Source organism: Occultella gossypii (assembly GCF_019947135.1).
GTDB lineage: Bacteria > Actinomycetota > Actinomycetes > Actinomycetales > Beutenbergiaceae > Occultella > Occultella gossypii.
The window spans coordinates 80,829-106,073 of sequence record NZ_JAGSHT010000011.1 but is presented as its reverse complement, the minus strand read 5'-3'; the positions used below and the strand labels follow the sequence as shown (position 1 = coordinate 106,073).

Below are 25,245 nucleotides of genomic sequence, written 5' to 3'. Positions count from 1 at the left end.
ATGGCCGCGCTGATCTTCGACGAGCTGACCCGTGCCGAACTGCGGGCGGTGGCGCCCGATGCCACCGTCGTGGTCCCGATCGGATCCACGGAACAGCACGGCCCGCACCTGCCCGTCTGCGTCGACGCGGCCGTGATCACTCACCTGGCCCGGGCCGCGGCGACGGTGGCGTCGGCGGCGGTGCCTGTGGTCGTCACGCCGACGCTGCCGTTCGGGTTCGCGCACCACCATCTGCCGTTCGGGGGCACGATCTCGATCTCGATGCGGGTCTACGTGGACGTCCTCGTGGACATCGCCACGAGCCTCGCCGCGGACGGGTTCCGGCGCATCCTGTTCGTCAACGGTCACGGTGGGAACGCCGTGCCGGCCGACGCGGCGGTCGACCGGCTCGCCTACGAGCAGGGTCTCGACGTCCACGTCGCGGCGACGAGCTACTGGACGGCGGCCGCGGACGTCCTCGCCGCGCTGGACCTCGACGATGCGCCCAAGCCCGGGCACGCTGGGTCGTTCGAGACGTCGTTGCTGCTCGCGCTCCGGCCCGAGCTGGTACGCACCGATGCCCTGCCCGCGAGCGAGGCGCGCCTCCAGCCACTCGCGTCCCAGGACGTGCCCGGCGGGACGGTCCGCCACCCCGGTGTCTGGCAGGCCAGCGACGGGCGCACGGATGACTCCCGTCTCGCGTCGGCAGCGGTCGGCGAGCGCGTCCTCGCGGAGATCGCGGAGGCGCTGAGTGCCTTCATCGTCGCCTTCCACAAGGCGGGGGAGTGATTGTGAACGCACTGCCCGACGGCGGCCGGTCGCTGGGCGGGCCGACGCCCGCCACCGCGCGGCTCGCCGTCCTCGGCCTCTCGCACGAGGCGAACACGTTCAGCCCTGGCCGGATCGACGCCGATCGACTGGCCGCGCTGACCCGACGAGGCCCGGAGATCATCCGCGAGCATATGGGCGCGAACACCATCGTGGCCGGCTACCTCGACGCGGCGGAGCGCGGCGGAGTCGACCTCGTCCCGCTGATCTTCGCGAGCACCACGCCCAGCGGGCCGTTCACGCCCGACGCCTTCGACGCCTACGTCGACGAGATGTGCCATCTCCTCGAGCTGCACGGACCGTGGGACGGGGTACTGCTCGCCCTCCACGGTGCCGCGGTGGCCGCGCACGTCGACGATGCCGACGGCGAGATCCTCCGCCGGGTCCGCGACCAGGTCGGCAACGTCCCCGTCGGCGTGACCCTCGACCTGCACGCCAACGTGAGCGCACGCATGGTGGCGCACTCGGACGTGCTCATCACGTTCCGCACCAACCCGCATGTGGATGCCCGTGACCGCGGCCGGGACGTGGCCGAGCTCGTCATCCGCGCGGCCCGGGGCGAGTCCCGACCGACCACGGCACTGACCCAGGTACCGGCAGCCATCGACATCCTGCGCCAGCACACCACCGAGGAGCCGATGGCCTCGCTCACGTCACAGGCAGCCCAGCTCGTCGACACCGACCCGCGCGTGCTCGGAGCTTCGGTGGCGGAAGGCTTCCCCTATGCCGATGTCGAGGAGATGGGCCTGAGCGTCGTCGTCGTCACTGAGGACGACCTCGCGCTCGCCAAGCAGCTCGCGGACGACCTCGCCCGGGAGGTCTGGAGCCGACGCGCGGAGCTCATCGGCACCGCGCCCAGCCCGGCCGAGGCGGTCCGCGCTGCGGATGACGCACGGGTCGGACCGGTACTCCTGCTCGACGTCGGAGACAACGTCGGCGGTGGCAGCCCCGGGGACTCCGTGGTGCTCCTGCGGGAGATCCAGGACCAGGGCGTCGCGGGCGCGCTGTCGATCGTGCAGGACCCCGACGCAGCGGGCGCGTGCCACGCTGCGGGGCTCGGTGCGCACATCGTCCTGGACATCGGGGGTCGCGCCATCGCCGAGACCGGCCCGCCGCTGCGGGTGGCGGGCGTGGTGCGGGCGCTGCACGACGGTCCGTTCGAGGACACCGGGCGCACCCACGCCGGGCAGCGCGCCTTCGACACGGGTCCGACGGCACTGGTGGCCTACGACGACGACTGCTTGGTGATCGTGACGTCGCGGCCGGAGATCCCGTCCGGGCTGGCCCAGCCCCGGGTGTTGGGGGTGGAGCCGACCGAGCGGCGCATCATCATCGGCAAGGGCGTGCAGTCCCCGCTTGCCGGGTACGCCGACATCGTGACCGAGGTCATTCGGGTCGACACCCCGGGCGTCACCGCGGCGAACCTGCACCATCTCAAGCACCGGAACCGGCGGGTGCCGTTGTTCCCCTACGAGACGATTGAGGAGTACGCATGAGCCTGATCGAGTCCTGGCCCGGGTCGGCCCAGCGCTGGGAGCGGGCCAAGGGCTCTCTCGGTGGTGGGGTCAGCACGGGGATGCGCGCGCAGATGAAGCCGCACCCGTTGTACTTCGAGTCCGGTCAGGGCGCCGAACTCCGGGACGTGGACGGGAACACCTACACCGACTACGTGCTCGGCTGGGGCCCGGTGATCATCGGCCACGCCCACCCGCATCTGGTCGAGACGGTGACCCGGCAGCTCCCGCTCGGGCAGACGTTCGGGGCCAGCCATGACCTGGAGTACGAGATCGCCGAACGGGTACTCGCCGCGATCCCCGGGATGGACCGGGTGCTCTGGTCCAACACCGGCACCGAGGCGGACCAGACCGCGCTGCGCCTGGCCCGGGCCGCGACCGGCCGGCGCCGGTTCGTGAAGTTCGAGGGCCACTACCACGGGTGGTCGGACGCGATGCTGCTCGGCTACCGCCCAGACGCGAACGGCGCCCTGGACCGACCCGCCTCGCGCGGGCAGAACCCGTCCGCGCTCACCGACGTGACCATCCTGCCCTGGAACGACGCCGCGGCGGTGCGCGCCGTGCTCACCGACCCCGACCAGGACATCGCCGCCGTCTTCACCGAACCGGTGCTGTGCAACTCCGGGGTGCTCGAACCCGCACCAGGATTCCTCGCCGAACTGCGCGCGATCTGCGACGAGACCGGCACCCTGCTCGTCTTCGACGAGGTGATCACGGGCTTCCGGATCGCCCACGGCGGCGGCACCGAACGCTACGGCGTCACCCCCGACCTGGTCGTGCTCGCCAAGGCCATCGCCGGCGGGTTCCCCCTCGCCGCACTCGCCGGACGCGGCGACCTCATCGACGAAGTCACCCGCGGCGTCGTGCACGCCGGCACCTACAACGGCAACCCCGTCGTCCTGGCCGCCGCCGGCGCCACCCTCGACGTCCTCGCCGAACCCGGCACCTACGAGCGGTTCGAAGACCTCGGCGGCGCCCTCGCCACCGGACTCGCGAGCGCATTCAGCGACGCCGGGCGACCTGCCGTCGTGCGCAACGTCGGACCCGTCGTCCAGGTCATCCCCGGCACCGACGCCGCTGAGACCTTCACCGACTTCACGACGGCGGACTGGGACTTCTACGACCGGCTCACCGTCGAACTGCTACGCCGCGGCGTATTCAGTCTGCCCGGCGGCCGGTGGTACCTCTCGACGGCACACACCGCCGCGGACGTCGAGCGCACCGTGGCAGCCGCCCGCGACGCGCTCGCCGCCCTCTGAGCGCGGTGCGGAAGGTGCTCGACCGGTCAGGCCCGTCGGCGGGCGACGGCGTCGATCTCCACCAGGAGGCCCGGCACGGCGAGTTCGACGCCGACGGTCGTCCGTGCCGGGAAGGGCGCACTGAGGAACTCCCGATAGACCGCGTCGAAGGAGCGGAAGTCACGGCGGATGTCGCTGAGGTAGATGCGAGCCTGCACGACGTCCACGAAGCCGAGGTCCGCCTCGGCCAGGACCGCTTCGATGTTGTGGAGCGTCTGCCGGGTCTGCTCCTCGACGCCTCGGCCGACGATCTCGCCGGTCTCGGGGTGGAAGGCGACCGCGCCGGAGACGAACACGAACTCGCCCGCCGCGACCCCGAGGGAGAGGGCCAGGTCGGACCGGGCCGTCCCGGACGGGTGGAGTGCGGTCCCGCCCCGCGCAGGGTCCGAACGTGAAGCAGTCTGCATGGATGCCACGGTAGGGACCACGGCCGACGAGGTCAACGAGCGACGGTGGGTCCAGGCGGCCGCCGATCACGGAGGACGACCATGACCCCTTCCGCAGGATCGCCCACCGTGTGGGCGGCGTCGTTCGACGTGCCGGAGGCCCCGGGCCTGCTCGCGGCCGGGCTCACGCGTTGGGCGCGTGCCCGAGTCGGAGATGCGCCCGAGGCTCACCTGGCCCTGCCCCGGCCCTCGTTCATCGCCCAGCACCCGACCCGGCCCGTGCTCTACGCCACGCACCACGAGACCGACGGTGCGGTGGTCGCAGTCCGGACCGACATAGCCGGCGGCGACGCACCCGTGGTGCTGTCCCGGCGCTCGAGCGGCGGAGCGATCCCGTGCCACCTGACCGTGCATCCGGAGGGAACGTGGCTCTATATCGCCAACTACGGCGATGGCACGGTCGGCGCGATCGCGCTCGATGATGACGGCGGGCTCACCGACGACGCCGTGGACCTGACGTTCAGCGGCAGCAGCGTGGACCCTCGTCGGCAGGCGTCGTCGCACCCGCACGCCACCACCGTCAGCCCCGGTGGCGGGTATCTGGTGGTCACGGACCTGGGAGCCGACGCGCTGCGTGCCTATCGACTCGTGGCCGGTCGGCCGGTCGGTGAGCCGATCGTGACGGCCCTGCCGGCCGGGGCCGGTCCGCGGCATCCCGCCTGGCACCGTGACACCCTGTACGTCGCGTGTGAGCTCAACGGCGAGGTGGCCGTCCTCGCCTGGGACGAGGCCGCCGGGCGCGCCGAGGTGACCGCGAGCGTGGCCGCCACGACGCAGCCGGCCGAGGCGTCGTTCTACCTCTCCGACATCGTGGTGCACGGCGACCACGTGATCGTCGGGGCGCGTGGCTGCGACACGCTCAGCGCCCTGGCGATCGGTGGCGCCGGCGGCCTGAGGCTCGTCACGGAGGTCGCGACGCCCGCCTGGCCGAACCACTTCGTCGTGGTGGGTACGGAGCTGCTGGTCGCAGCCACGCACGCGCACCGGATCGTGTCGCACCAGCTCGGTGGCTTCGACCCGATCGGCCCTGCGAGCATGGTGGCCGAGGTGGCGGCGCCGATGAGTCTCAGCCTAGTTCCTTGACAAGGTGAACGAACAGGGCCACGCTGGCCTTGTGCACCGCAGCACCGACGCCACCTCCCTCTCGAGCCTGCGCCCCACCACCAGGGCCGTGGTCCGGGAGCTCCTCCGTGCCGGGCCGCTGTCCCGCGCGGACCTCGCCCGGCGCCTGGACCTCTCCCCGGCGAGCCTGACGAAGCTCACCCGGCCCTTGGTGAATTCCGGCCTGGTTCGTGAAGAATCCGCGCAATCCGCACGTCCGGGGCGCCCTGGGGCGCCACTCGCGATGGATGTCGGTCGGCACCGCTTCCTCGGCATGAAGATCACCGGCGACGGGTTGTTCGGAGTCTCGGCGGATGCCGGCGGGACCGTGCAGGCGACCGTTCACCGCGACCTGCTCAGCACAGACATCACGATCGTGGCCAAGCAGATAGTTGAAGTAGTCAATGAACTCGACCCCGAGGGCATTGCCCAAGCGCTCGGCATCGGGCTCGCCGGACGGATGCTGCACTTCGACGACACGGTCCGTGACAACGGCTACCTGGGCTGGGACGACGTCCCGCTCGCCCGTCTGATCAGCGATGCCACCGGTGTCCCGACGGTGCTCAGCGGGGACGCCCGCGCACTCACCGCGGGCGTGCAGTGGTCCGGCCCCGGCCGTGGCTACGACGACTTCGCCGTGGTGACCATCGGAGTCGGGATCGGCGTCGGCCTGGTCCTCGGTGGCCAGGTCCGCGCCGGCGGGCACGGCACCGCCGGACATGTGGGCCACACCCCGGTCACGGACTCAGGGCCGCTGTGCGAACTCGGCCATCGCGGCTGTGCCGCGAGCCTGCTGAACGCCGCGGCGATCAGAGCGGCCGTCGGCGTGCCGCACGGGCGGGCGGACCTGGACCTGGCCGGCGTGGTCGCGCTCGCGGAAGCGGGGGACCTCGCCGCCCTGCGCGCGCTGACCGACGCCGGGCGCGCGCTCGGCACCCTCATCGCCTCGATCGTGAACCTCCTCGACCTGCCGGCCGTCATCCTCGCCGGTGACGGACTCGGCATCATGCCCGTGGCACGCGCCGCGATGGCGGCCGCGCTCGCCGAGCACCTCGACCCCGGCACCCGCGCCCCACATATCGAGGAGTTCGACTCGACCTTCGACGAGTGGGCCCGCGGCGCCGCCGTCGTGGCCTGCCAGTGGGTGCTCGCCGCACCCGAGACCGTCGGCACCCACCGACCGACCCAGCGGACGCCATCGCGAACCTGAGCAGACCGAGCACGACGGCCACCGCCGAACGAACCGGACCTCCGCCGTTGCCCAGCTACGGACCCGACCACCCACCGACCCGACCACAGCACCGACCATCCAGGAGCACCAGTGACCGCTTTCGCACCCGAACCGCACGCCCCCCTCGACCCCGACGCCGGCACCTTCAGCATCGGCATCGTCGGCGCGGGACAGTTCTCGAAGAGCTTCGCGACGCTCTGGGACCTGCACCCGAACGTCAGCCGGCTCGTCGTGACCGACCTCGTGCCCGAGCGTGCGGAGCAGCTCGCGGCCCGCTACGAGGGGGCCACCACGGTGGCCAGCTACGAGGAGATGCTCGCCAGCGACGTGGACGCCGTCGCGATCTTCACCCAGCGTTGGACCCACGCCCCGCTCGTGCTGGCCGCGCTCGCCGCGGGCAAGCACGTGTACTCCGCGGTGCCGATGGCCACCGAGATCACCGACATCGACGCGATCATCGCCGAGACCGACCGCACCGGCCTCACCTACATGATGGGCGAGACGAGCTACTACAACCCGGCCACCGTGCACCTGCGCAACAAGATCGCCGAGGGGGCGCTCGGCCAGGTGTTCTACGCCGAGGGCGACTACGTCCATGACATGGACCTCGGCTTCTATGCGGCCTATCAGTACAGCGGCGGCGAGGACTGGAAGGCGACGGCGAGCTACCCACCGATGCTGTACCCGACGCATGCCATCGGTGGCGTCCTCGGCGCGCTGCCCACCCAGGCGGTGAGCGTCAGCTGCCTCGGGGTCGAGGACCGCCGCGGCGACGGGGTCTTCGACCGCGAGGTCAGCCAGTTCGGCAACAGCTTCTCCAACGCCACGGCCCTCTTCGAGCTCTCCGACGGCGGCACCATGCGTACGAACGAGATGCGCCGGGTCGGCTACCCCTCGCACATCCGCGAGTCCCGGTTCCGGTTCTTCGGCACCGAGGCGAGCTTCGAGCAGCTCGCCCACCAGAGCGTGTGGAACGACAAGTCCGAGTCCACCGACATCTCCGAGAAGTTCGTGCCGCTGCGCTCGGACACCGACATCGCCGCGCTGGCGGACGTCGACCCGGCGCTGCGGGAGGCGTTCACCTCCGGCTCCGCGCCGGTGCACGACCGCAGCCGGCTCCCCGCCGTCTACGCGGACGCCCCGAACGGCCACGAGGGCTCCCACCACTTCCTCGCCGACGACTTCGTCCGCGCCGTCGTCACCGGCGCCGCGCCGCCGGTGGACGCTCGCCGGGCCGCCATGTTCACCGCACCCGGCATCGTGGCACACGCCTCCGCGCTCGCCGGCGGCGAGCGCCTGCCGATCCCCGACTACGCCCACCCGGCCGCCTGACCCCGAGCACCACCCGCCCGACCTGAATCGCCTGCAACGACGCAAGGAGTAGAACATGGCCCTGGCAACCCCCACCCGCGCCGGAGGGGAGGTCCGCCGTCGTCGACGCCGGGATGACACCCGGCTCGCGCTGGCGTTCATCCTGCCGGCCTCGATCGGCCTGGCCATGTTCTACTTCTGGCCGCTGCTGCGTGGCATCTACCTGAGCTTCACGTCCTGGGACCTGCTCAGCCCCGTCGAGTTCATCGGTCTGGACAACTACCGCGACATGATCGCGGACCCGGTGTTCTGGAACGCCGTGCGGGTGACCGTGCTGTATGTGGTCATCAACATCGGCGTGCAGACGGTGGTCGCGCTGGTGCTGGCGGTGCTGATGCAGCGGCTCAGCCAGTCCACGCTGCTGCGCGGGCTGGTGCTGACGCCGTTCCTGGTCTCGAACGTGGTCGCGGCCCTGGTGTTCCTGTGGATCCTCGACTTCCAGCTCGGCATCGGCAACCAGGCGCTGGAGTGGATCGGGCTGGACCGGATCGGGTTCTTCACCACCGAGGCCTGGGCGATCCCGACCATCGCGCTGGTCAACGTCTGGCGGCACATGGGCTACACGGCGCTGCTGATCTTCGCCGGGCTGCAGACCATCCCGCCGACGATGTACGAGGCCGGCCGGCTCGACGGCGCGTCCGAGACCCGGATGTTCTTCGGGATCACGGTCCCACTGCTGCGCCCGATCCTTGGCCTGGTCCTGATCGTCTCGGTCATCGGCTCCTTCCAGGTGTTCGACACCGTGGCCGTGACCACGGGCGGCGGTCCCGTGGACGCCAGCCGGGTGCTCCAGCTCTACATCTACGACAAGGCCTTCGGACAGTTCGACTTCGGCTACGCGTCGGCGCTCAGCGTGGCGCTGCTGATCATCCTGATGGTCGTCACGTTCCTCCAGTACCGCATCACGCGTGCGGGCCAGACGGACCTGAACTGAGGAGGCGGACATGACCGACATCGCAACGACGGGACTCGAACCCGTGACCGCACGCACCGCCGACCGGGCCGCCGCGCCCCGCCGCCGGCGCCCGCCGACGGTCGGCAAGGTGGTGGCCTGGGCAGTGATGATCGTCCTGCTGATCATCACCCTGTTCCCCTTCTACTGGATGCTGCGCACCGCGCTGTCCAGCAACGGTGCCCTCTACTCGAACGCCACCTCGCTCCTGCCGGTGGACTTCAGCTGGGGCGGCTTCGAGCGGGTCTTCGGCCTGCAGACCACCGAGGAGGCCATCGCGCAGGGCGGTTCCGGCGCCTCCATCGACTTCTGGCTGTACCTGCGCAACTCGGTGATCGTGGCCACCGTGGTGACCGCCTGCCAGGTCTTCTTCTCCGCCATGGCCGCCTACGCGTTCTCGCGGCTGCGCTGGAAGGGCCGCAACGCGGTGTTCAGCGTGTTCCTGCTCTCCCTGATGGTCCCGGCCATCTTCACGCTGCTGCCGAACTTCGTGATGATCCGTGACCTCGGCCTGATCGACACGCTGCTCGGCATCATGCTGCCGGGCCTGTTCATGACCCCGTTCGCGATCTTCTTCCTGCGGCAGTTCTTCATGAACGTGCCGATCGAGGTCGAGGAGGCTGCCCTGATCGACGGCGCCAGCAAGGTCCGGGTGTTCTTCTCCCTGATCATCCCGATGTCCGTGGGACCGATCGCGACGATCTCGATCCTGACCTACATCGGTTCCTGGAACGACTACTTCTGGCCGCTGATGGTCTCCTACACCGACGAGTCCCGGGTGCTGACGGTGGCCCTGGGCAACTTCAAGTCGCAGACGCCGCAGACCGGACCGGACTGGGCCGGCCTGATGGCCGCGACCCTGGTGGCGGCGCTGCCGATGATCCTGCTCTTCCTCGTGTTCGCGAAACGGATCGTCAACTCCATCGGCTTCAGCGGGATCAAGTGAGGCGGTCAATGATGAACATCAGGACACACTCCCGACGGCGTGGGCTCGCTTCGCGGGTCGCGAAGACCTCGGCGGCGCTCGCCGCCGTGGCGCTGGTGGCGGCCGGGTGCTCCGGTACCGCCGAGGGCGACGGCCGCACGGCCATCGACTACTGGCTCTGGGACGCCAACCAGCTGCCGGCGTACCAACGCTGCGCGGACGCGTTCGAGGAGCAGAACCCGGACCTGCAGATCCGGATCAGCCAGTACGGCTGGGACGACTACTGGAGCAAGCTCACCGCCGGCTTCGTGGCCGGCGCCGGCCCGGACGTGTTCACCGACCACCTGACCCGGTACCCGGAGTACGCCCAGCGCGGCCTGCTGGTGGACCTGTCCACCCTCGACGCCACGGCCGACATCGACGCGGGCGGGTTCCAGGAGGGCCTCGCCGACCTCTGGGTGGGCCAGGACGGCGGGCAGTACGGCATGCCCAAGGACTTCGACACGGTCGCGCTGTTCTACGACCGGAACGTGATCGAGGAGGCGGGTCTGGTCCCGGAGGACCTCGAGTCGCTGGACTGGAACCCCGAGGACGGTGGCTCCTTCGAGGAGCTCCTGGCGCATCTGAGCGTGGACGAGAACGGTATCCGCGGCGACGAGGAGGGCTTCGATCCGGACAACGTCGCCGTGTACGGCTACGCCTCGAACGGCTCGGGCGGAACGGACGGGCAGACCGCGTGGTCCTGGCTCGCCGCGTCGACGGGGTGGGAGTTCACGAACGCGGACGTGTGGGGTACCGAGTACCACTATGACGACCCCCGGCTGCAGGCCTCCCTGGCCTGGCTCTTCGGCCTGGTGGACAAGGGCTACATGGCCCCGTTCGAGGAGGTCGGCACCGCGCCGAACCCGCAGCAGGCGCTCGGCTCCGGCCGGGCGGCGCTCTCGGTGAACGGCTCCTGGATGCTCGGCACCTATGCCAATCTCGAGGGCGTCGACCTCGGCATCGCCTCCCTGCCGAGCGGCCCGATCGGGCACCCGGTCTCGATGTACAACGGCCTCGCCGATTCGGTCAGCGCGCAGTCCCCGGACCCGGAGGAGGCCGCCCGCTGGGTCGCGTTCCTCGGATCGGACGACTGCCAGAACCTCGTGGGTGAGGCGGGCGTGGTGCTCCCGGCGCGCCCCGCCGGCACCGAGGCGGCGATCGAGGCGTTCGCCGACCGCGGCCTGGACGTGTCGCCGTTCACGGACCTCGTGGACAACGGGTACACGGTGTACTTCCCGGTCACGGACGCGTACGGGTCGATCTCGGCACTCGGGGCCCCGATCATGGATGAGATCTACATCGGCAACCGGGACGTGGCCACCCTCACCGAGATGAACGAGGAGGTGAACGCGATCCTCTCCGGGGGCTGACGTCGGGCCGTCGCCGTGGTGGCCTGCGCATCGGGGTGCAGGCCGCCGCCCGACCCGGGCGCCGGGCCGGTCCCGATAGTGTGGCTGGATGCCCAACAGATGCCGTCGCCGTTCGCGCTTAGACGGATCGCGGATGGTCGGGCTGGTGCTTGCGCTGGCGCTCACTGGATGCGCTGGACCTGGGGGTTCGGCCGGTTCCGCTGCACCGGAGGAGAGTACCCCCGGCAGTCCCGAAGCGCCCTGGGGCGACGACCACACCCCGACGGCGATCATCGAGTTCGAGCAGGGCGGCGAGCACCACACCGTGTCCGGTGAGATCCCGGCCGGATTGATGTCGTGCGCCGACAATGGCGTGATCGCCATCGGCAGCAGTGCACCCGACCCCGCGATCGGCGTGATGTTCACCTACGAGCCGGGCACGTCCATCGCCAGCAGCGTCTGGATCGTCGGCGACGAGTACGCCGCGCAGGTGTTGGCCGACGGCGTCGTGACGTCCGCCCCTGCGGAGGACGGCGGGACGACCTACTCGGCGGTGGGGGCCACCGGGCGCGCGTCCGTCCTGCCGCGTGACGCCGACCTGACCGAGATCGGCGACTATGAATTCGGGCCCGATGACCAGGTCGAGGCGACCGCTTCGTTCACGGTCACGTGCCCGCCCGGGTGAAGGTCCGCCCGCCGCAGCCCGTGGTGTCCTGGTCGGTGGCGCCGGCCAGGTAGCGGGCGGCCCCGCGCGGTCAGCGGTCGGCACCGCGCAGGCGCGCCGGCTGCACGTCGTAGTGGTGGTGCTCGCTGCGCACCGATCCCCAGCCGCCGGTGAGGGCACGCAGGTCGAGCGGGTACCGGCCGCCGAGTTCCGCCGCCGGGACCAGCGCCTCGATCACCTGCGTGCCGCCGTCGAGGGTGCGGGTGGCGAGGACCTGGGCCCGGCGGGCGCCGAGGTCCGCCAGCACGTCCCCGGTGTTCGACTCGGGCACGCTCACCCGGACCGCGTGGATCGGCTCCAGGACCACGGTGCCGGCCTCGGCCACGGCACCGCGGAGCGCATGCGCGGCGGCGGCGCGGAACGCCATCTCCGAGGAGTCGACCGAGTGGTACTTGCCGTCCACGCACTCGGCCACGACGTCCACCACCGGATACCCGTGGGCGCCGCCCGAGGCCATCGCCTCGGACAGGCCACGTTCCACGGCGGGCAGGTACTGGCGCGGCACCGCCCCGCCCACCACCGTGCTCTCGAACGTCAGACCGGTCCCGCGTGGCGCGGGGGCGAACCGGACCCGCACCACGGCGAACTGCCCGTGCCCACCCGACTGCTTCTTCACCCTGCCCTCCACCTCCACCGGGGCGGCGAGCGTCTCGCGGAACGCGACCCGAACCGGCTCGGTGACGGCGCTCACCCCGAACTTGCGCTCCAGCCGCTCCAGGGAGACGTCCACGTGCATGTCCCCGGTTCCGCGCAGCAGCACCTGCCCGGTGTCGGCGACCTGCTCCGTGACCAGTGACGGGTCCTCCGCACACAGCTTGCGCAGCGCCTCCGGCAGCCGGTCCTCCTCCCCGGGCGTGGCGGCGTGCACCGCCACGGCGTACCCCGGGTCCGGCCGGTCCGACTCGCTCAGCGTGACCGGACGGCCGGGGCGGGCCAGCAGGGTGCGCATCGGGGAGTCGGTCAGCTTCGCGACGGCGGCGATGTCCCCGGCGGGCACCCGGATCGCCATCAGATGGTCCGCGCCACGGATCCGGAACAGGCCGTGCAGCCGTTCCGCCGTGCCGGTGGCCGTGTTCGTCAGGTGATCCTCGGCCTGCACCGTGCCGCTGAGCACCTTGATCAGCGCGATCTGCCCCACGAACGGATCGGTCAGGGTGCGGAACACGTGCACCAGCGGCTCCGCGTCGGGGTCGGCCGGCACGTCGGTCTCACGGCCGCCGACGAGCACCCGCGTCGGTCGCGGTGGCGGGCCGAGCAGGCAGATGTGATCGAGCAGTTCGGTGATGCCCACCCCGGTGATCGGAGAGCCCACGAACACCGGCACGACGCTCCCGGCCGCGATCTCGGCGGCCAGGGTGGCTGTGATCTCGGCCGGGGTGAGCGGGTCCCCGGCCAGGTAACGCTCCAGCTGGTCGTCGTCCCCGGTGACCACCTCCTCCACCAGGTCGGCGTGCAGCCGGTGCTGCTCGGCTGCGACCTCCGACGGCGCATCGACCGCATGGCTGCGCCCCTCGCCGTCGTAGTCGGTGTCGGTGTCGGTGAGCAGGTCCGCGATGCCGTGGAAGGCGCCGCGCTCGCCCAGCGGTAGTTCCGCCGGTCGGATGGTCGGTCCGAACCGGTCCTGGAGGTCGGTGAGCACCCGGTGGAAGTCCGCTCCGGACTTGTCCTCCTTCGTCACGAACACCAGTCCGGGCAGACCGAGCGCGGCGCACCTGGCCCAGGCCCGCTGGGTGCCCGGCTCGACGCCGTCGGTGGCGGCGACCACCAGTACGGCCAGGTCGGCCACCGATAGTGCGACGTCCACGGCGTGCCCGAAGTCGTCGTGCCCGGGGGTGTCGATCACGTTCAGCCGATAGCCGCGACCCGCCGTCGTCCAGTCCAGCGGGGCCAGTGCGAGCGTGGTGGAGATGCCGCGACGGGTGGCCTCGGGTTCGGTGTCGCACACCGTGGTGCCGTCCTCGGTGCGGCCCATCCGGCCGATCACGCCGGCGCGCTGCAGCAGCGCCTCGACCAGTGTGGTCTTGCCGCTGCCGCTATGGCCGATCACGGCGATGGTGCGGATGTCCTGCGTGCGCGGATCGTCCATATCTGTCTGCCTGTCCGTTCGGCTCGGGACGCCGGGGCCTTTCGATGCTAGACCCGCACGGCACGTCCCGGCAGATGCCGCGGGCGGCCATTCGCGGCACGGCCGACGGCACCCGCCACCGGCGCAGCGGTGCGCTCGGTGGATCCACGCCGTGGCATACGGTTGAGCCCGGCGACCTCGAAGACCCTGGGAGCATCGTGCCCGAAGGCCACACCATCCACGCCCTCGCGGGCCGGTTGAACCGCGCGTTCGCCGGTGGGCCGGTGCGGGTGACGAGCCCACAGGGCCGGTTCGCCGGCGGCGCGCAGGTCCTCGACCGGCGGGCCCTGGTGGAGGCCGGCGCGTGGGGCAAGAACCTGTTCGTGGAGTTCGACGGCGACGCCTGGCTGCACGTGCACCTCGGCCTGATCGGGTTGTTCCCCGTGGTGCCGTTGCCCGAGGACCTGCGCGGCGCCGACCCCGAGGACATCCCGGCCACCGGCGCCGTGCGGCTGCGGATCACGGGCGACGGGCACGTCGCGGACCTGCGCGGGCCCATGACCTGCGCGCTCGTCACCGCCGACGAGATCGCCACCTTCACCCGCAGGCTCGGCCCGGACCCGTTGCGTCCCGACGCGGACCCGGACCTCGGGTGGGCGAAGCTGAGCCGCAGCACCCGGCCCATCGCCGAGCTGCTCATGGACCAGGCGGTGGTGGCCGGGGTCGGGAACGTGTACCGGTGCGAGGTGCTGTTCCGGCACCGGGTGGACCCGATGCGCCCGGGCAAGGAGATCCGCCGGTCCACCTGGCGGGCGATCTGGGATGACCTGGTGCTGATGCTGCCGCTCGGCGTGGTCTACCACCAGATCCTCACGATGGACGACCAGATCGCCGCGGCCCAGGCGGAGATCGCCGCCGGTCAGGTGCCGGCGGAGACCGCGGACCTCACCGGGGAGAAACTCGGCGACCACTTCGAGCGGCGGTTCTTCCTGTACAAGCGCACCGGCGAGCCCTGTCTGGTCTGCGGCGCCAAGGTCCGTTCGAAGCCTCTCGCCGGCCGCACCCTGTACTGGTGCGGCCGCTGCCAGCGCCGCCGGTAGCCATGGCTCGAGCATTCCTGCGGCTCCCACCCAGCGCCCTTGGCTCACCTTGACAGCATGGCATCACTGACGATGATGCTATGCTGTCAACATGCGAACGACCGTGACTCTCGACTCCGATGTCGAGCAGATGCTGCGTGAGCGAATGGCCAGGGAGGGTGTCTCCTTCAAACGCGCTCTCAACGATGCGGTGCGCGCGGGAGTGCCGGCCTCGGATGTTCCGCGAGTCGACTTCTCGACCTCTTCCGTTTCCCTTGGAAGGCCGATCGTCGATCTCGACCGCGCGCTCCAGGTCGCATCCGAACTCGACGACGCTGACACGATCGCCAAGCTGCGTGCCGGTAGATGAAGCTCGTCGACGCCAACGTGCTGTTGTACGCGTACAACACGGACGCTGACCGTCACCTCGAGTCACGCGTCTGGCTGGACGGCGCTCTGACTGGCGCCGCCACCGTCGGATTCGCGTGGGTGCCGATGCTGGCCTTCATCCGGCTCGCGACGAAGCCCGGACTCTTCCCCCGACCGGCGACCATCGAACAGGCCGCCGCCCAGGTATCCGCCTGGCTGGCGCAGCCCAGTGCACAGATCGTGCAACCGACCGCCCGGCATGCGACAGTCCTCTCGGACCTCTTGAGTCAGACGAACGCGACCGGCAACCTGGTCACCGACGGCCATCTGGCTGCCCTGGCGATCGAACATCGCGCCACAGTGGTGTCCTACGACTCCGACTTCGATCGTTTCCCGGGCGTCCGCTGGGAGAGGCCCACGAGCTGACGGACCCATGAAGCACATGCTCTCGCCCAGCCGGAACGCCCTGTCCGACAGTGCCGGGCCGCGTCAGCCGACGAGTTCCAGCTCTGTCGCTGCCACCGGGGCAGCCGATTCGACGATCGGCTCCATCCGCGGCCGGCCCAGCCCGCGGTAGCTCCAGCCGGCCCGCCGCCAGGCGTCGGTGTCGAGGGCGTTGCGGCCGTCGATCACGCGGCGCTGCGCCACGAGGTCACCGGCCTGTGCGGGGTCCAGTTCGAGGAACTCCGACCACTCGGTGAGCAGCAGCACCAGATCGGCGCCGGCGAGCGCGTCGGCCGCCGAGTCCGCGTACGCCAGCGTCGGGAACACGGCCCGAGCGTTGTCCATCGCCTGCGGGTCGTAGACGCGCACCTGGGCACCGCGCAGCTGCAACTGGGCGGCCACGTTCAGCGCGGGGGAGTCGCGGACATCGTCGGTGAGCGGCTTGAACGCGGCACCGAGCACGGCGACCCTGCGCCCGAGGAGGCTGCCGCCGAGCTCGTCGGTGGCCATCTCGACCACCCGGTGGCGGCGGCGCATGTTGATGTCGTCGACCTCGCGCAGGAAGGTCAGTGCCTGATCCACCCCGAGCTCGCCGGCGCGCGCCATCATGGCGCGGATGTCCTTGGGCAGGCAGCCGCCGCCGAAGCCGAGCCCGGCCTTCAGGAAGGCGTGCCCGATCCGGGCGTCGTGACCGAGCGCCCGGGACACGTCGGTGACGTCGCCGCCGGTGGCCTCGCACAGTTCGGCGACGGCGTTGATGAAGGAGATCTTCGTCGCCAGGAACGCGTTCGCGGAGACCTTCACCAGCTCGGCGCTGACCAGGTCGGTCACCACCACCGGGGTCCCGGCGCCGATGGCGCGCTTGTACACCGTGCGCAGGGTCTGCTCCGCGGCCTCGCTGGTGACGCCGAGGACGAGCCGGTCCGGGCGCAGGGTGTCCTCGACCGAGCGGCCCTCCCGCAGGAATTCGGGGTTCCAGGCGATCTCGACCCGAACCCCCTCGGGCGCGAGGGCGTCCGCTACGGCCTGCAGCTCGTGCGCGGTGCCGACCGGCACGGTCGATTTGCCGACGATCAGCGCGTCCCGTCGCAGGTGCGGGACGAGACCGGCGACGGCGGCGCGTACGTGCGTGGTGTCCGCGCCCAGGCCGTCGGCTCGCTGGGGCGTGCCCACACACAGGAAGTGCACGTCGGCATCGGCGGCCTCGGCGATCGAGGTCGTGAACCGCAGCGCCCCGCCGTCGGTGTGGGCGCGCAACAGCTCGGGTAGCCCGGGCTCGTAGAACGGCAGCCGCCCGGCGCTCAGGTCGGCGATCTTCGCGGGGTCGGTGTCGACGCCGATGACGGCGAAGCCGAGCTCGGCCATGCAGGCGGCGTGGGTGGCGCCGAGGTATCCGGTGCCGATCACGCTGATCGTCGTGGTCATGAGAACTCCCAGGGGTCGTCGAGGACGCTCGTCGCGGCGTCCGTGCTTTCGGGTCGGAAGGCGTACACGGCGAGCAGCCGCAGCCGGGTCGCCAGGGCGTAGCCCGGCAGGGTGGTCCGCTCGACGGCGGTGGGCCGGTAGCCGCGCAGCACGCCGTCGGCACAGGCGTAGGCGAGCGCCCGGGTGGTGAGGCCCTGCTTGGCGCGCAGCTCGAGGTGCACGAGCAGGTTCGCCAGGTCCAGGGCCGGGTCGCCGACGGCGAGCAGATCCAGGTCGAGCATGCCGACGTCGTCGCCGGCGGTGAGCAGCTGCTTGTCGTGCAGGTCGCGGTGCAGCAGCACCGGCCGCGCGCATGGCACGAGCGTGGCCTCGGCGCGGGCGAGCATCGCGAGCGGGTCCGCCGCGGTCCGGGGCAACGCCCCGTACGCCTGCGCCAGCCCCAGCCACCGCCGCGTCACCGCGATCTCGGCGGCGCCGTCATGCATGACGGCCTCGCGCGGGGGCGCCGGTACCGCGTGCAGGCGGCGCAGGACCACCCCGACGGCGTGGCCCACCCGGGTCAGCGAGCCGGCGTCGGCGTCGGGTGCGGCGAGCGCCTCGTGCAGCGTGCGGCCCGGCAGCGCGGCGGTGGTCACGGTGGTCTCGTCGGCGCCGAGCACACGGGGAGTGCTCACCCCGGCGGCGGTGACCGCGGTGAGCGCGTCGACCAGGCCGGCCGCCCGGCCGGGCCGCACCACCTTCGTGAAGACGGTGCGGCCGTCGGCCTCGTGCCGCACCACGCCGCGGCGTTCCGGGCGGTGCGCCACCAGGTGCGCGCCGGGCGTCGTGGCGAGGGCCTTGAGGCCCGGGAGGCGCCGGTCGGCACCCCCCGACTGCAGGATGACGTGGCCGGCGACCCGATGGACGTGCGGCGAGGCACCCGCCCCGCGAGCCGTCGCCGAGGCGACGTGGTCGGCCCGGTCGCGGTCGGCGAACCACTGGCCGGCGACGCTCGCCCCGGAATCGGTGCGCACCATCAGCAGCGCGTGATCGTCCTCGCGTGGCATCGCCCGCTCGAGCGTGTGCCCCGCGCTGTGCAGGTCGTCGACCAGCTGCGCGAAGGAGCCGGTCACGACGCCACCACCAGCCGTTCGCGGACCAGATCCTCGACCCGCGCGAGGACGGCCTCGGTCGCCTCCGCCCAGTCGCCGCGCATGCCGCGGAACGGCTCGGCGGCCCGGCGCAGCAGCTGCGCCGCGAGGTGCAGGCGCAGGCGGGTCGCGTCCAGCGCCCCGGGGTAGCCCGCCGCGATGGCGGCGATGAGCGCCTCCGGCTCCGCCGCGCCGTCGAGAACGGCCTGCGCGGCGAGGCTTGCCACGTCCACCTCGGCCGGGCCGCGGGAGGCGTGGTCGAGGTCGATCAGGGTCACGGCGCCGTCTCCGGCCCGGACCACCTGGTCGAGCGAGAAGTCACCGTGCAGGCTCACCGGTGTCCCTGCGCCGGCACGGGACCAGCCTGCGGACAGTGCTGCGGTGAGGGCGTCGATCCGTGCGCGCAGGTGGGGGAGCAGCACGGTCACCTGGCGGGCGGTGCGCCGCGCGGCCGAGAGGTCGGTCCGGGGGTCGCGGGTCGGGAGGTTCGCCGCGGCGGCGTGCAGGGCGCCAAGGGCAGCGCCGACCGCGGCGAGGTCCCCGGCGGCTGCGGAAGCCTCGAGGGCCGCGCCCTGGCGGTACTCCAGGACCGCGAGGCCGGACCGCGTCCTCCGGCCGAGCAGTCGCGGGGTCGCGGCACCGGCCCGCTCGAGTGCGCGGAGGCGGTCGGTGGTGGCGGCCAGGTCGTCGGGTCGGTACGCCCGAAGGAGTAGGTCGGTGCCTGCGTCGGAGCGCACCGTGCCGACCCAGCGGCGCTGCGGTTTGTAGGCGAGCTGGCGCACGCCGACGCCGGAATCCAAACCCCCGACGTCACCGGCCACCCGCTGGACCAGCCGTTCGGTGCGGGCCGCGTCGCGCAGCGCGGCGGCGGCGGGTAGGTCGCGGTCGGCGGCGACGGTGGTCAGGATCGCGGTCAGGTCCTGGTCGGTCGCGAGGACGGAGCCGCCCGGTGCCCGCTCGACGGTCTTGCCGAGCTTGCGGACGCCGTCGGGGCCGTGGGCGGTCACGATCACGGTGCGGGTGCCCGCGGGGGTCGCCGGGAGCGCCGCCAGCTGCGGCGGCAGCGGCGCCGCGGTGGGGGTGCCCGGGCTCGTGACCTCGACAGCGGCCACGCAACTCGTGCCTGGCTTGTACCGCAGGTACCTAGGGGTGACCCGGAGGTCCGCACCGAGCAGGTCGCTCAGCCATTCCTGCAGCGCGACCCGGTCCAGCAGGACCGGCAGCGCGGTCAGCCGCGGGTCCCGCGCGGCAAGGATGCGGTCAGTTCGTGAGAGCAAGGGGCTGCTCCTTCCGTCCGGTGGGTGCGTCAGGCCGGGTGGGCCCTGCGTGCGGCGAGGGCTCCGTGTGTTCCGGCGGCCCTGGCGACGCCGCCACAAGAGCACCGCCGGTTCCGGCCGGGTCGACGTGCCGGCCCAGGACCGCGTCCGGGCGACCCGAGTCGGTGACCACGCCGCCGTCCACCCAGAACACCCGGTCGGCGTCCCGGGCGGCGGCCATGTCATGCGTGATGATGATCGTGGTGCGGCCCTCGGTGAGGCGGTTCATCGCCGCGATCACCTCGTCCTCGGTGCCCTTGTCGAGGCCGGTCATGGCCTCGTCGAGGATGACGATCGGCGCGTCCCGGACCGCCGCCCGCGCGATGGCGATCCGCTGGCGCTGGCCGCCGGAGAGCGTGGTGCCGCGTTCGCCGACGACGGTGTCGTACCCGTTCGGCATGGCGGTGATGAAGTCGTGCGCCCCGGCGAGCCGGGCGGCCGCCTCGACCTGCGCGTCGGTCGTGCCGGGCGCGCCGTCGGCGATGTTCTCCCGGATGGTGGTGGCGAACAGCAGACTCTCCTGGAGCACGATCGCGATCTGGGGTCGCAGGGACTCCAGGGTCAGGTCCCGCACGTCGATGCCGTCGATGCAGACCTGACCGGCCTCCGGGTCCCGGAGCCGGGACAGGAGCATCGCGATGCTGGACTTCCCGGCCCCGGACGGGCCGACCACGGCGACCCGTTCGCCGGGCCGCACGTGCAGGTCGAGCCCACGCAGCACGGGATGACCCGGCGTGTAGGACATCCACACGCCGCGCAGCCAGACGTCGCCGCGGAACCGGCGAGCGTGCCGCGCCCAGGAGGTGTTCACGACCTTCGGGGTCTCCTCCAGGACGTCGACGAGCCGTTCCCCAGAGGCCGCCGCCTGGGCGATCCGGCCGGTGTACTTGGCCAGATCCCGCATCGGCTTGAACGCGGCCTTCAGGTAGGTGATGAAGACGACGAGCTCACCGGGGGTGAGGGCGCCGGCGAGCACGCGGTTGGCTCCGATGTAGAGCACGGCGGCGGTGGCCAGGCCGACCAGCACGTCCGTCTTGCGCTCGAGACCGGCGGAGAGCTTCTTGGCCTTCACACCGTCCTTGAGAGTCTTCTGGTTGTTGCTCGCGAACGCGCCGCTCATCTTGTCCTCGAGCGAGTAGGACTGGATCACGCGCATCGCGGACAGGCTCTCGGTGGCCATCGAAGCCAGCTCGCCCTCGGCCTTGCGCTGCTGCCGGGACACGCCGTTGATCCGCTTGGACACCCGTGCCCCGGTGAGGAAGAAGATCGGCAGCACCGCGATCATGACGAGCGCGAGCGGGGCGTCCAGGATGAAGACCACGCCGACCATGGCGATCATGGTGACGACGTTGCCGATCAGCGGTAGGGCCGCGGTGACCGCGACCTCCTTGAGCCGGCCGACGTCGGAGGTGACCCGGGCCACCAGGTCACCGGTGCGGGAGTTGTCGTGGAAGGCCATCGACAGGGTCTGCAGGTGCGTGAACGCGTGGCCGCGGATCTTGGTGAGCAGGCGGTTCCCGGCGAGCGCGAACGCGATGGTCATCAGATACGAGGCGAACGCCCGCAGCGACACCACGACCAGCAGGCCGACGCACGCGAGGAGCAGCACCGTAGGGAGGCTGGCCGGCGCCTCGCCGGCGATCTCGGCCCCGCTGGCGGCGATGACGCCGTCGAGCACGAACTTCAGCGGCCACGGCTCGAGGAGTCGCATGAGCACCTCGGCGAACATGGCCGCCAGCCCGCCCACGAGCAGAGGGCGCTCGGAGCGCATGTGGGGCGCGACGTGCTTGACCGTCCGGCGCAGCCCGGGCAGGGCACCGCGCAAGGTGGTGGGTTTAGACGAGCTCATGGGACTCCTCGACCGTTCGCCGGTCCGGTGGCCCGGCCACGAGGCCGAGGATCCGCTCGACCACGTGGGTCCAGTCGTTCGTGGCCACGCTCGCCGGGCCGCGGCGACGCAGCTCGGCACGCCGGACGGGGTCGTCGCGCAGTTGCGCGATCGCGTCCGCGAGTGCCCCGGCGTCTCCCGGTGGCACGAGCGTGCCGAGCGTGCCCATGCCTCCGTCGCTCAGCAGCGTGGGCAGCCCGCCGATGCGGGACGCGACCACGGGCAGACCCGCGGCGAGGTACTCGTAGACCTTGAGCGGTGAGAAGTAGAAGTCGGCCAGCTCCGGGTACGGCGCGGTGGCGACGTCCATGCGATGCAGCAGGGCCGGCATGTCCACCGGGTCGACGGAGCCGGTGGCTTCGATCGCGTGGTCGATGCCGAGGTCCGCCGCGCGGTCGGCGAGTGCCCGCGCCTGCGGGCCATGGCCCACGAGCAGCAGCCGGAAGGTCGGATCGCGGCGCAGCAGCAGGGCAAGGGCGTCGAGGAGCACGTCGACGCCGTGCCACGGCTTGAGGGTGCCGACGAACCCGACCGTGAAGGTCGCGGCGTCGGCCGGGGTGACCGGCGCCTCGGCCGGGGTGATGGCCCGGGTGTCCACGCCGTTCGCGACGGTGTGTACGCGTTCGGGGGTGTGGGTGTGGTCGCGGGCCCAGTCGGCGACGGCGTCGGTGACGCAGACGACGGCGTCGGCGCGGCCGATCGCGTCGGTCGCGACGCGCTCCGCGCGGCCCATGTCGACGAGCCCGCGGTGCCGGGACGCCTCCTGCACCAGCGGTGCGTTCACCTCGAGCACGGCGCGGACGCCGTGCTCGGTCGCCCAGGCGGTAGCGGTGCGGCCCCAGAGGGCGTACCGCTCGTAGACGAGGTCGAGGGGGCCGGTCGCGCTCAGCTCGTCGAGGACCGCGCCGACCGCGGTGTCACTGTCCCGGGCGGAGTGCTCCCGGTCCGCCCGGTCCGCACCGGCGACCCCGGGCAGTAGGTGCACGGTGACGCCGCGCAGGTCCTCGGGTGGCTCGCCGTCGGTCCGGGGCGTGATCAGGTGTACCTGCGCTCCGGCGGCGGCCAGGACCCGGACGACGGCCCGGATGTGGACCGAGGCGCCCTTGCGTCCGAAGACGCCGATGCCGGGATCGGTGCTCACGTAGGCGATGCGCTTCATCGGGCCACCTCCGCAAGTTCGTCGGCACGGGCGGAGGCCGGCAGGGTCGGTGCTGTCGCCACCCGCGGTGCCGGTGGTGCCACCGGGGCCGGAGCGGCGGCGGTCCCGGCGTACAGGGCGTGCAGCACGGCGGCATTGCGGCGGGTGTCGAACACGTCCTCGACCAGGAGCCGACCCGCGGCTGCGCGCTCGCGGGCGCCGTCGGGGTCGGTGAGGACCCGCTCCAGGGCGTTCGCGAGCGCGATCGGGTCGGCCTCCGGTACGAGCAGGCCGGTCTCGGCGTCACGGACGGCCTCGGGCATGCCGGTCACGGGGGTGGCGACGACGGGGGTGCCGAGGGCGAGGGCCTCGAGGACCACGGTGGGCAGCCCGTCGCGGTTGCCGTCGGAACCGACCACGCAGGGTGCGGCGAACACGGCGGCGCGGGAGACGACGTCGGCCATCCGTCCCTGCGGCAGCGAACCGTGGAAAGTGACGCGGCCCTCGAGCCCGCGTGCGGTGACCTGCGCGCGTAGCGCGGACTCCTCCGGGCCGGAGCCGACGAGCGCGAGGCGCGCGGTCGAGCCGCGTTGAGCCAGGAGCGCCAGGGCATCGACGAGGTGCACGAAGCCCTTCTTCTCGACGAGGCGGCCGACGCCGACGATCACGGGGTCGGTGTGCGGGTCGGGCCGGGCGGCACGGTAGGTGAAGCTGTCCAGGTCCAGGCCGTTGTAGAGGCGGATCACGCCCTCGGCCGCCGCGCCGTACTCACGGTGCAGGTGGGTGAGGTTGTAGTCGCTGACGGTGATCACGAAGGCCGCGTCGGCGAGTTTGCGGCTCAAGTCGGCCGGGTCAACGTCGGCGTGGAAGATGTCCTTCGCGTGCGCCGTGAAGCTGTAGCCGATCCCGGCGATGCGGGCGGCGAGCCGCGCCACGGTGGTGGAGACCGAGCCGAAGTGCGCGTGCAGGTGGGTGATCCCGCGGCGGCGCACCTGGGCGGCCAGGTCGACGGCGGCAGCGGCGTCGTCGGGAGCCGCGTCGAGGAGCTCATCGAGGTGCCGCTCGAGATCCGGCAGATCTGGCCGGGCGGCGCGCAGGACCCGCCACAACTCGGTCGATCTGAGGTGGTGTGGCAGGTAGGTCACCGGGGCGGCGACCCGCGCGAGGGCTTCGTGGAACCGGCCGTCGGCGGGGGGACGCAGCGAGAAGATCTCGAGGTCGGCACCGCGCTCCTCGAGCGCGAGGATCTCGGTGACGATGAACGTCTCGGAGAAACGCGGGTACATCTTCAGGACGTAGCCGATGCGGGGTTCAGGCGGGAACACGCGAGGACTCCAAGGTGGTGGGGGCGGTGAGCAGGCGGCGGGCGAGCGCGGGGACGCTGCTCAGCCCGTCGAGGTCGATGCGGTGGGGCCGTGGACCGCGGCCGACGGCCTCGGCGAGCCACGCGCCGAGGCGCCTGGGGTCGGCCCGGTTCGGGCGCATGGTGTCGAGGTAGCCGGCCTCCGCGAGCCGGTCGGCGCGGATGGCCTGCTCGAGCCGGGGCCGCTCCCGCGGGACCACGAGCGCGGGCCGGGCGGCGGCGAGCACCTCGCAGACGGTGTTGTAGCCGCCCATCGTGACCACGGCGCGTGCGCCGCGGATGAGGTCGAGCGTGTCGGTGACGAACTCGTGCACCTGGAGGTCGTCACGGCCGGCCGCGGCCCGGTGGACGGCGGCGCGGGTGCCGGCGTCCATGTACGGGCCGGTGACCAGGACGCCGTGGTGGCCGGCTGGCAGCGGGGTCCGTGCGAACGAGCGGGCCAGGTCCGCGCCGTCCTGACCGCCGCCGACCATGCACAGCACGTACGGCTCGGCCGGGGCACCGGCGGCGGCTGCGGCACTGCCTGGCCGGGCGTCGAGCGAGCGGCCGCGGCCGTGACCCAGGTAGCCGGTGAAGCGGATCATCCGGGCGATGGCTTCGGGGAGCCGGTACTCGGCCACCATGTCGTAGACGCCGGCGTCCCCGTAGACCCAGACCTGGTCGTAGGAGGTCAGCAGGACCGAGGTGGTGTTCGCGTCCTGCCACTCGCGCCGGGTCACGTCGGGGCTGTCCAGCACGTCGCGAAGGCCGAGCACCACGCGGGTGCGTCCGTTCCCCCGGAGCGCCCGCAGGGCGCGGTCCAGCTCGCCGCCGAGACCACGGGCGACCTTGTCGACGATGAAGAGGTCCGGCGTGAACGAGGTGACCGCCGCCGCGATGAGGCGACCACGCAGGTCGAGCACCTCGGCCAGGCTGAGGTCGAGCACCCGGGCCCCGTAGCCGCCGTCGGCGTCCTTGCCCACGGCGGGGAGCGTGAGGACCTCGGTGTTCGCCGGCAGCGGGAGAGCGGTGGCCTCGGGGGCCCCGGTGAGCAGGAGGACATCGGTGTCGGCGTCCGCATCCACCAGGGCAGCGGCCAGCTCGACGTTGCGCCGGATGTGTCCGAGGCCCTGGGTGTCGTGCGAGTAGAGCGCGATCCGCCGACGCGTCATCAGTCCTCCAAGTGGTCGGGGGCAGCCCGGGAGGGACTGCCGCGAGGATGACCACGATCCGGCGCGCCGGTGAAACGGAGATGAACGACGGATGAGAGGACGCTCATCTTCCTCGGT

Annotated in this window: 22 protein-coding genes; 13 read left to right on the top strand and 9 right to left on the bottom strand. The window is 72.1% G+C overall.

Annotated elements, in window-relative coordinates:
• The 3 genes from KCQ71_RS11735 to KCQ71_RS11725 are packed head-to-tail and all read left to right on the top strand — an operon-like array spanning position 1 to position 3,580.
• The gene (locus tag KCQ71_RS11735) at positions 1-768 is read left to right on the top strand and encodes a creatininase family protein (RefSeq protein WP_223406051.1); all 768 of its coding nucleotides are present in this window, start codon (positions 1-3) and stop codon (positions 766-768) included.
• Positions 769-770: 2 nt separating this feature from the next.
• A complete protein-coding gene (locus KCQ71_RS11730; RefSeq protein WP_223406049.1) occupies positions 771-2,303 on the top strand; it encodes a M81 family metallopeptidase in 1,533 nt (510 codons plus the stop codon).
• Positions 2,300-3,580, top strand: a complete 1,281-nt coding sequence (locus tag KCQ71_RS11725; RefSeq protein ID WP_223406047.1) for an aspartate aminotransferase family protein — start codon at positions 2,300-2,302, stop codon at positions 3,578-3,580. Before KCQ71_RS11730 ends, KCQ71_RS11725 begins: the two co-directional genes overlap by 4 nt.
• 26 nt (positions 3,581-3,606) lie before the next feature.
• Here KCQ71_RS11725 and KCQ71_RS11720 read toward each other — a convergent pair whose 3' ends face one another.
• Positions 3,607-4,026, bottom strand: a complete 420-nt coding sequence (locus tag KCQ71_RS11720; RefSeq protein WP_223406045.1) for a RidA family protein — start codon at positions 4,024-4,026, stop codon at positions 3,607-3,609.
• A gap of 81 nt (positions 4,027-4,107) precedes the next feature.
• Here KCQ71_RS11720 and KCQ71_RS11715 point away from each other — a divergent pair, with 81 nt between their 5' ends.
• The 7 genes from KCQ71_RS11715 to KCQ71_RS11685 all read left to right on the top strand — a co-directional run bounded on the left by KCQ71_RS11715 (position 4,108) and on the right by KCQ71_RS11685 (position 11,721).
• Complete coding sequence (locus tag KCQ71_RS11715) at positions 4,108-5,148, top strand: lactonase family protein (RefSeq protein WP_223406043.1); 1,041 nt, start codon at positions 4,108-4,110, stop codon at positions 5,146-5,148.
• Between the two features lie 31 nt (positions 5,149-5,179).
• Complete coding sequence (locus KCQ71_RS11710) at positions 5,180-6,376, top strand: ROK family transcriptional regulator (RefSeq protein ID WP_223406041.1); 1,197 nt, start codon at positions 5,180-5,182, stop codon at positions 6,374-6,376.
• 111 nt (positions 6,377-6,487) lie between these two features.
• On the top strand, positions 6,488-7,729 hold the full coding sequence (locus KCQ71_RS11705; protein WP_223406039.1) for a Gfo/Idh/MocA family protein: 1,242 nt from the start codon (positions 6,488-6,490) through the stop codon (positions 7,727-7,729).
• 55 nt (positions 7,730-7,784) lie between these two features.
• Positions 7,785-8,702, top strand: a complete 918-nt coding sequence (locus tag KCQ71_RS11700) for a carbohydrate ABC transporter permease (protein ID WP_223406037.1) — start codon at positions 7,785-7,787, stop codon at positions 8,700-8,702.
• A gap of 10 nt (positions 8,703-8,712) precedes the next feature.
• Complete coding sequence (locus KCQ71_RS11695) at positions 8,713-9,666, top strand: carbohydrate ABC transporter permease (protein WP_223406035.1); 954 nt, start codon at positions 8,713-8,715, stop codon at positions 9,664-9,666.
• A gap of 11 nt (positions 9,667-9,677) precedes the next feature.
• On the top strand, positions 9,678-11,057 hold the full coding sequence (locus KCQ71_RS11690) for an ABC transporter substrate-binding protein (protein WP_223406033.1): 1,380 nt from the start codon (positions 9,678-9,680) through the stop codon (positions 11,055-11,057).
• Positions 11,058-11,190: 133 nt separating this feature from the next.
• On the top strand, positions 11,191-11,721 hold the full coding sequence (locus KCQ71_RS11685) for a hypothetical protein (RefSeq protein WP_223406031.1): 531 nt from the start codon (positions 11,191-11,193) through the stop codon (positions 11,719-11,721).
• Between the two features lie 70 nt (positions 11,722-11,791).
• Here the strand turns inward: KCQ71_RS11685 and KCQ71_RS11680 are convergent, their stop codons facing one another.
• Entirely contained in the window at positions 11,792-13,846 is a 2,055-nt protein-coding gene (locus KCQ71_RS11680) for an elongation factor G (RefSeq protein ID WP_223406029.1), read from the bottom strand.
• Between the two features lie 197 nt (positions 13,847-14,043).
• Here KCQ71_RS11680 and KCQ71_RS11675 point away from each other — a divergent pair, with 197 nt between their 5' ends.
• The 3 genes from KCQ71_RS11675 to KCQ71_RS11665 all read left to right on the top strand — a co-directional run bounded on the left by KCQ71_RS11675 (position 14,044) and on the right by KCQ71_RS11665 (position 15,699).
• Entirely contained in the window at positions 14,044-14,925 is an 882-nt protein-coding gene (locus KCQ71_RS11675) for an Fpg/Nei family DNA glycosylase (protein WP_223406027.1), read from the top strand.
• Positions 14,926-15,016: 91 nt separating this feature from the next.
• On the top strand, positions 15,017-15,274 hold the full coding sequence (locus tag KCQ71_RS11670) for an antitoxin (RefSeq protein ID WP_223406025.1): 258 nt from the start codon (positions 15,017-15,019) through the stop codon (positions 15,272-15,274).
• Positions 15,271-15,699, top strand: coding sequence for a type II toxin-antitoxin system VapC family toxin (locus KCQ71_RS11665; RefSeq protein ID WP_223406023.1), 429 nt, complete (start codon positions 15,271-15,273; stop codon positions 15,697-15,699). Before KCQ71_RS11670 ends, KCQ71_RS11665 begins: the two co-directional genes overlap by 4 nt.
• 63 nt (positions 15,700-15,762) lie before the next feature.
• Here KCQ71_RS11665 and KCQ71_RS11660 read toward each other — a convergent pair whose 3' ends face one another.
• The 7 genes from KCQ71_RS11660 to KCQ71_RS11630 are packed head-to-tail and all read right to left on the bottom strand — an operon-like array spanning position 15,763 to position 25,128.
• Positions 15,763-17,142, bottom strand: coding sequence for a UDP-glucose dehydrogenase family protein (locus KCQ71_RS11660; RefSeq protein ID WP_223406021.1), 1,380 nt, complete (start codon positions 17,140-17,142; stop codon positions 15,763-15,765).
• Positions 17,139-18,254: a phosphotransferase family protein gene (locus KCQ71_RS11655; RefSeq protein ID WP_223406019.1), complete on the bottom strand. Its 1,116-nt coding sequence runs from the start codon at positions 18,252-18,254 to the stop codon at positions 17,139-17,141. The genes KCQ71_RS11660 and KCQ71_RS11655 overlap by 4 nt, the downstream gene beginning before the upstream one ends.
• On the bottom strand, positions 18,251-19,549 hold the full coding sequence (locus tag KCQ71_RS11650; RefSeq protein WP_223406017.1) for a phosphotransferase: 1,299 nt from the start codon (positions 19,547-19,549) through the stop codon (positions 18,251-18,253). Before KCQ71_RS11650 ends, KCQ71_RS11655 begins: the two co-directional genes overlap by 4 nt.
• On the bottom strand, positions 19,533-21,437 hold the full coding sequence (locus KCQ71_RS11645; RefSeq protein ID WP_223406015.1) for an ABC transporter ATP-binding protein: 1,905 nt from the start codon (positions 21,435-21,437) through the stop codon (positions 19,533-19,535). Before KCQ71_RS11645 ends, KCQ71_RS11650 begins: the two co-directional genes overlap by 17 nt.
• Complete coding sequence (locus tag KCQ71_RS11640; RefSeq protein WP_223406013.1) at positions 21,424-22,635, bottom strand: glycosyltransferase family 4 protein; 1,212 nt, start codon at positions 22,633-22,635, stop codon at positions 21,424-21,426. Before KCQ71_RS11640 ends, KCQ71_RS11645 begins: the two co-directional genes overlap by 14 nt.
• Positions 22,632-23,939: a glycosyltransferase gene (locus KCQ71_RS11635; RefSeq protein WP_223406011.1), complete on the bottom strand. Its 1,308-nt coding sequence runs from the start codon at positions 23,937-23,939 to the stop codon at positions 22,632-22,634. Before KCQ71_RS11635 ends, KCQ71_RS11640 begins: the two co-directional genes overlap by 4 nt.
• Positions 23,926-25,128 carry a glycosyltransferase family protein gene (locus KCQ71_RS11630; RefSeq protein WP_223406010.1) on the bottom strand — a complete coding sequence of 401 codons (1,203 nt, stop codon included), beginning with the start codon at positions 25,126-25,128 and terminating at the stop codon, positions 23,926-23,928. The genes KCQ71_RS11635 and KCQ71_RS11630 overlap by 14 nt, the downstream gene beginning before the upstream one ends.
• Positions 25,129-25,245 lie beyond the last annotated feature (117 nt).

Coding starts and splice junctions, on each gene's coding strand:
- KCQ71_RS11735 (WP_223406051.1), top strand. CDS start 1: ATGGCCGCGCTGATCTTCGACGAGCTGACCCGTGCCGAACTGCGGGCG.
- KCQ71_RS11725 (WP_223406047.1), top strand. CDS start 2,300: ATGAGCCTGATCGAGTCCTGGCCCGGGTCGGCCCAGCGCTGGGAGCGG.
- KCQ71_RS11720 (WP_223406045.1), bottom strand. CDS start 4,026: ATGCAGACTGCTTCACGTTCGGACCCTGCGCGGGGCGGGACCGCACTC.
- KCQ71_RS11715 (WP_223406043.1), top strand. CDS start 4,108: ATGACCCCTTCCGCAGGATCGCCCACCGTGTGGGCGGCGTCGTTCGAC.
- KCQ71_RS11700 (WP_223406037.1), top strand. CDS start 7,785: ATGGCCCTGGCAACCCCCACCCGCGCCGGAGGGGAGGTCCGCCGTCGT.
- KCQ71_RS11695 (WP_223406035.1), top strand. CDS start 8,713: ATGACCGACATCGCAACGACGGGACTCGAACCCGTGACCGCACGCACC.
- KCQ71_RS11690 (WP_223406033.1), top strand. CDS start 9,678: ATGAACATCAGGACACACTCCCGACGGCGTGGGCTCGCTTCGCGGGTC.
- KCQ71_RS11685 (WP_223406031.1), top strand. CDS start 11,191: ATGGTCGGGCTGGTGCTTGCGCTGGCGCTCACTGGATGCGCTGGACCT.
- KCQ71_RS11680 (WP_223406029.1), bottom strand. CDS start 13,846: ATGGACGATCCGCGCACGCAGGACATCCGCACCATCGCCGTGATCGGC.
- KCQ71_RS11670 (WP_223406025.1), top strand. CDS start 15,017: ATGCGAACGACCGTGACTCTCGACTCCGATGTCGAGCAGATGCTGCGT.
- KCQ71_RS11665 (WP_223406023.1), top strand. CDS start 15,271: ATGAAGCTCGTCGACGCCAACGTGCTGTTGTACGCGTACAACACGGAC.
- KCQ71_RS11660 (WP_223406021.1), bottom strand. CDS start 17,142: ATGACCACGACGATCAGCGTGATCGGCACCGGATACCTCGGCGCCACC.
- KCQ71_RS11645 (WP_223406015.1), bottom strand. CDS start 21,437: ATGAGCTCGTCTAAACCCACCACCTTGCGCGGTGCCCTGCCCGGGCTG.
- KCQ71_RS11640 (WP_223406013.1), bottom strand. CDS start 22,635: ATGAAGCGCATCGCCTACGTGAGCACCGATCCCGGCATCGGCGTCTTC.
- KCQ71_RS11630 (WP_223406010.1), bottom strand. CDS start 25,128: ATGACGCGTCGGCGGATCGCGCTCTACTCGCACGACACCCAGGGCCTC.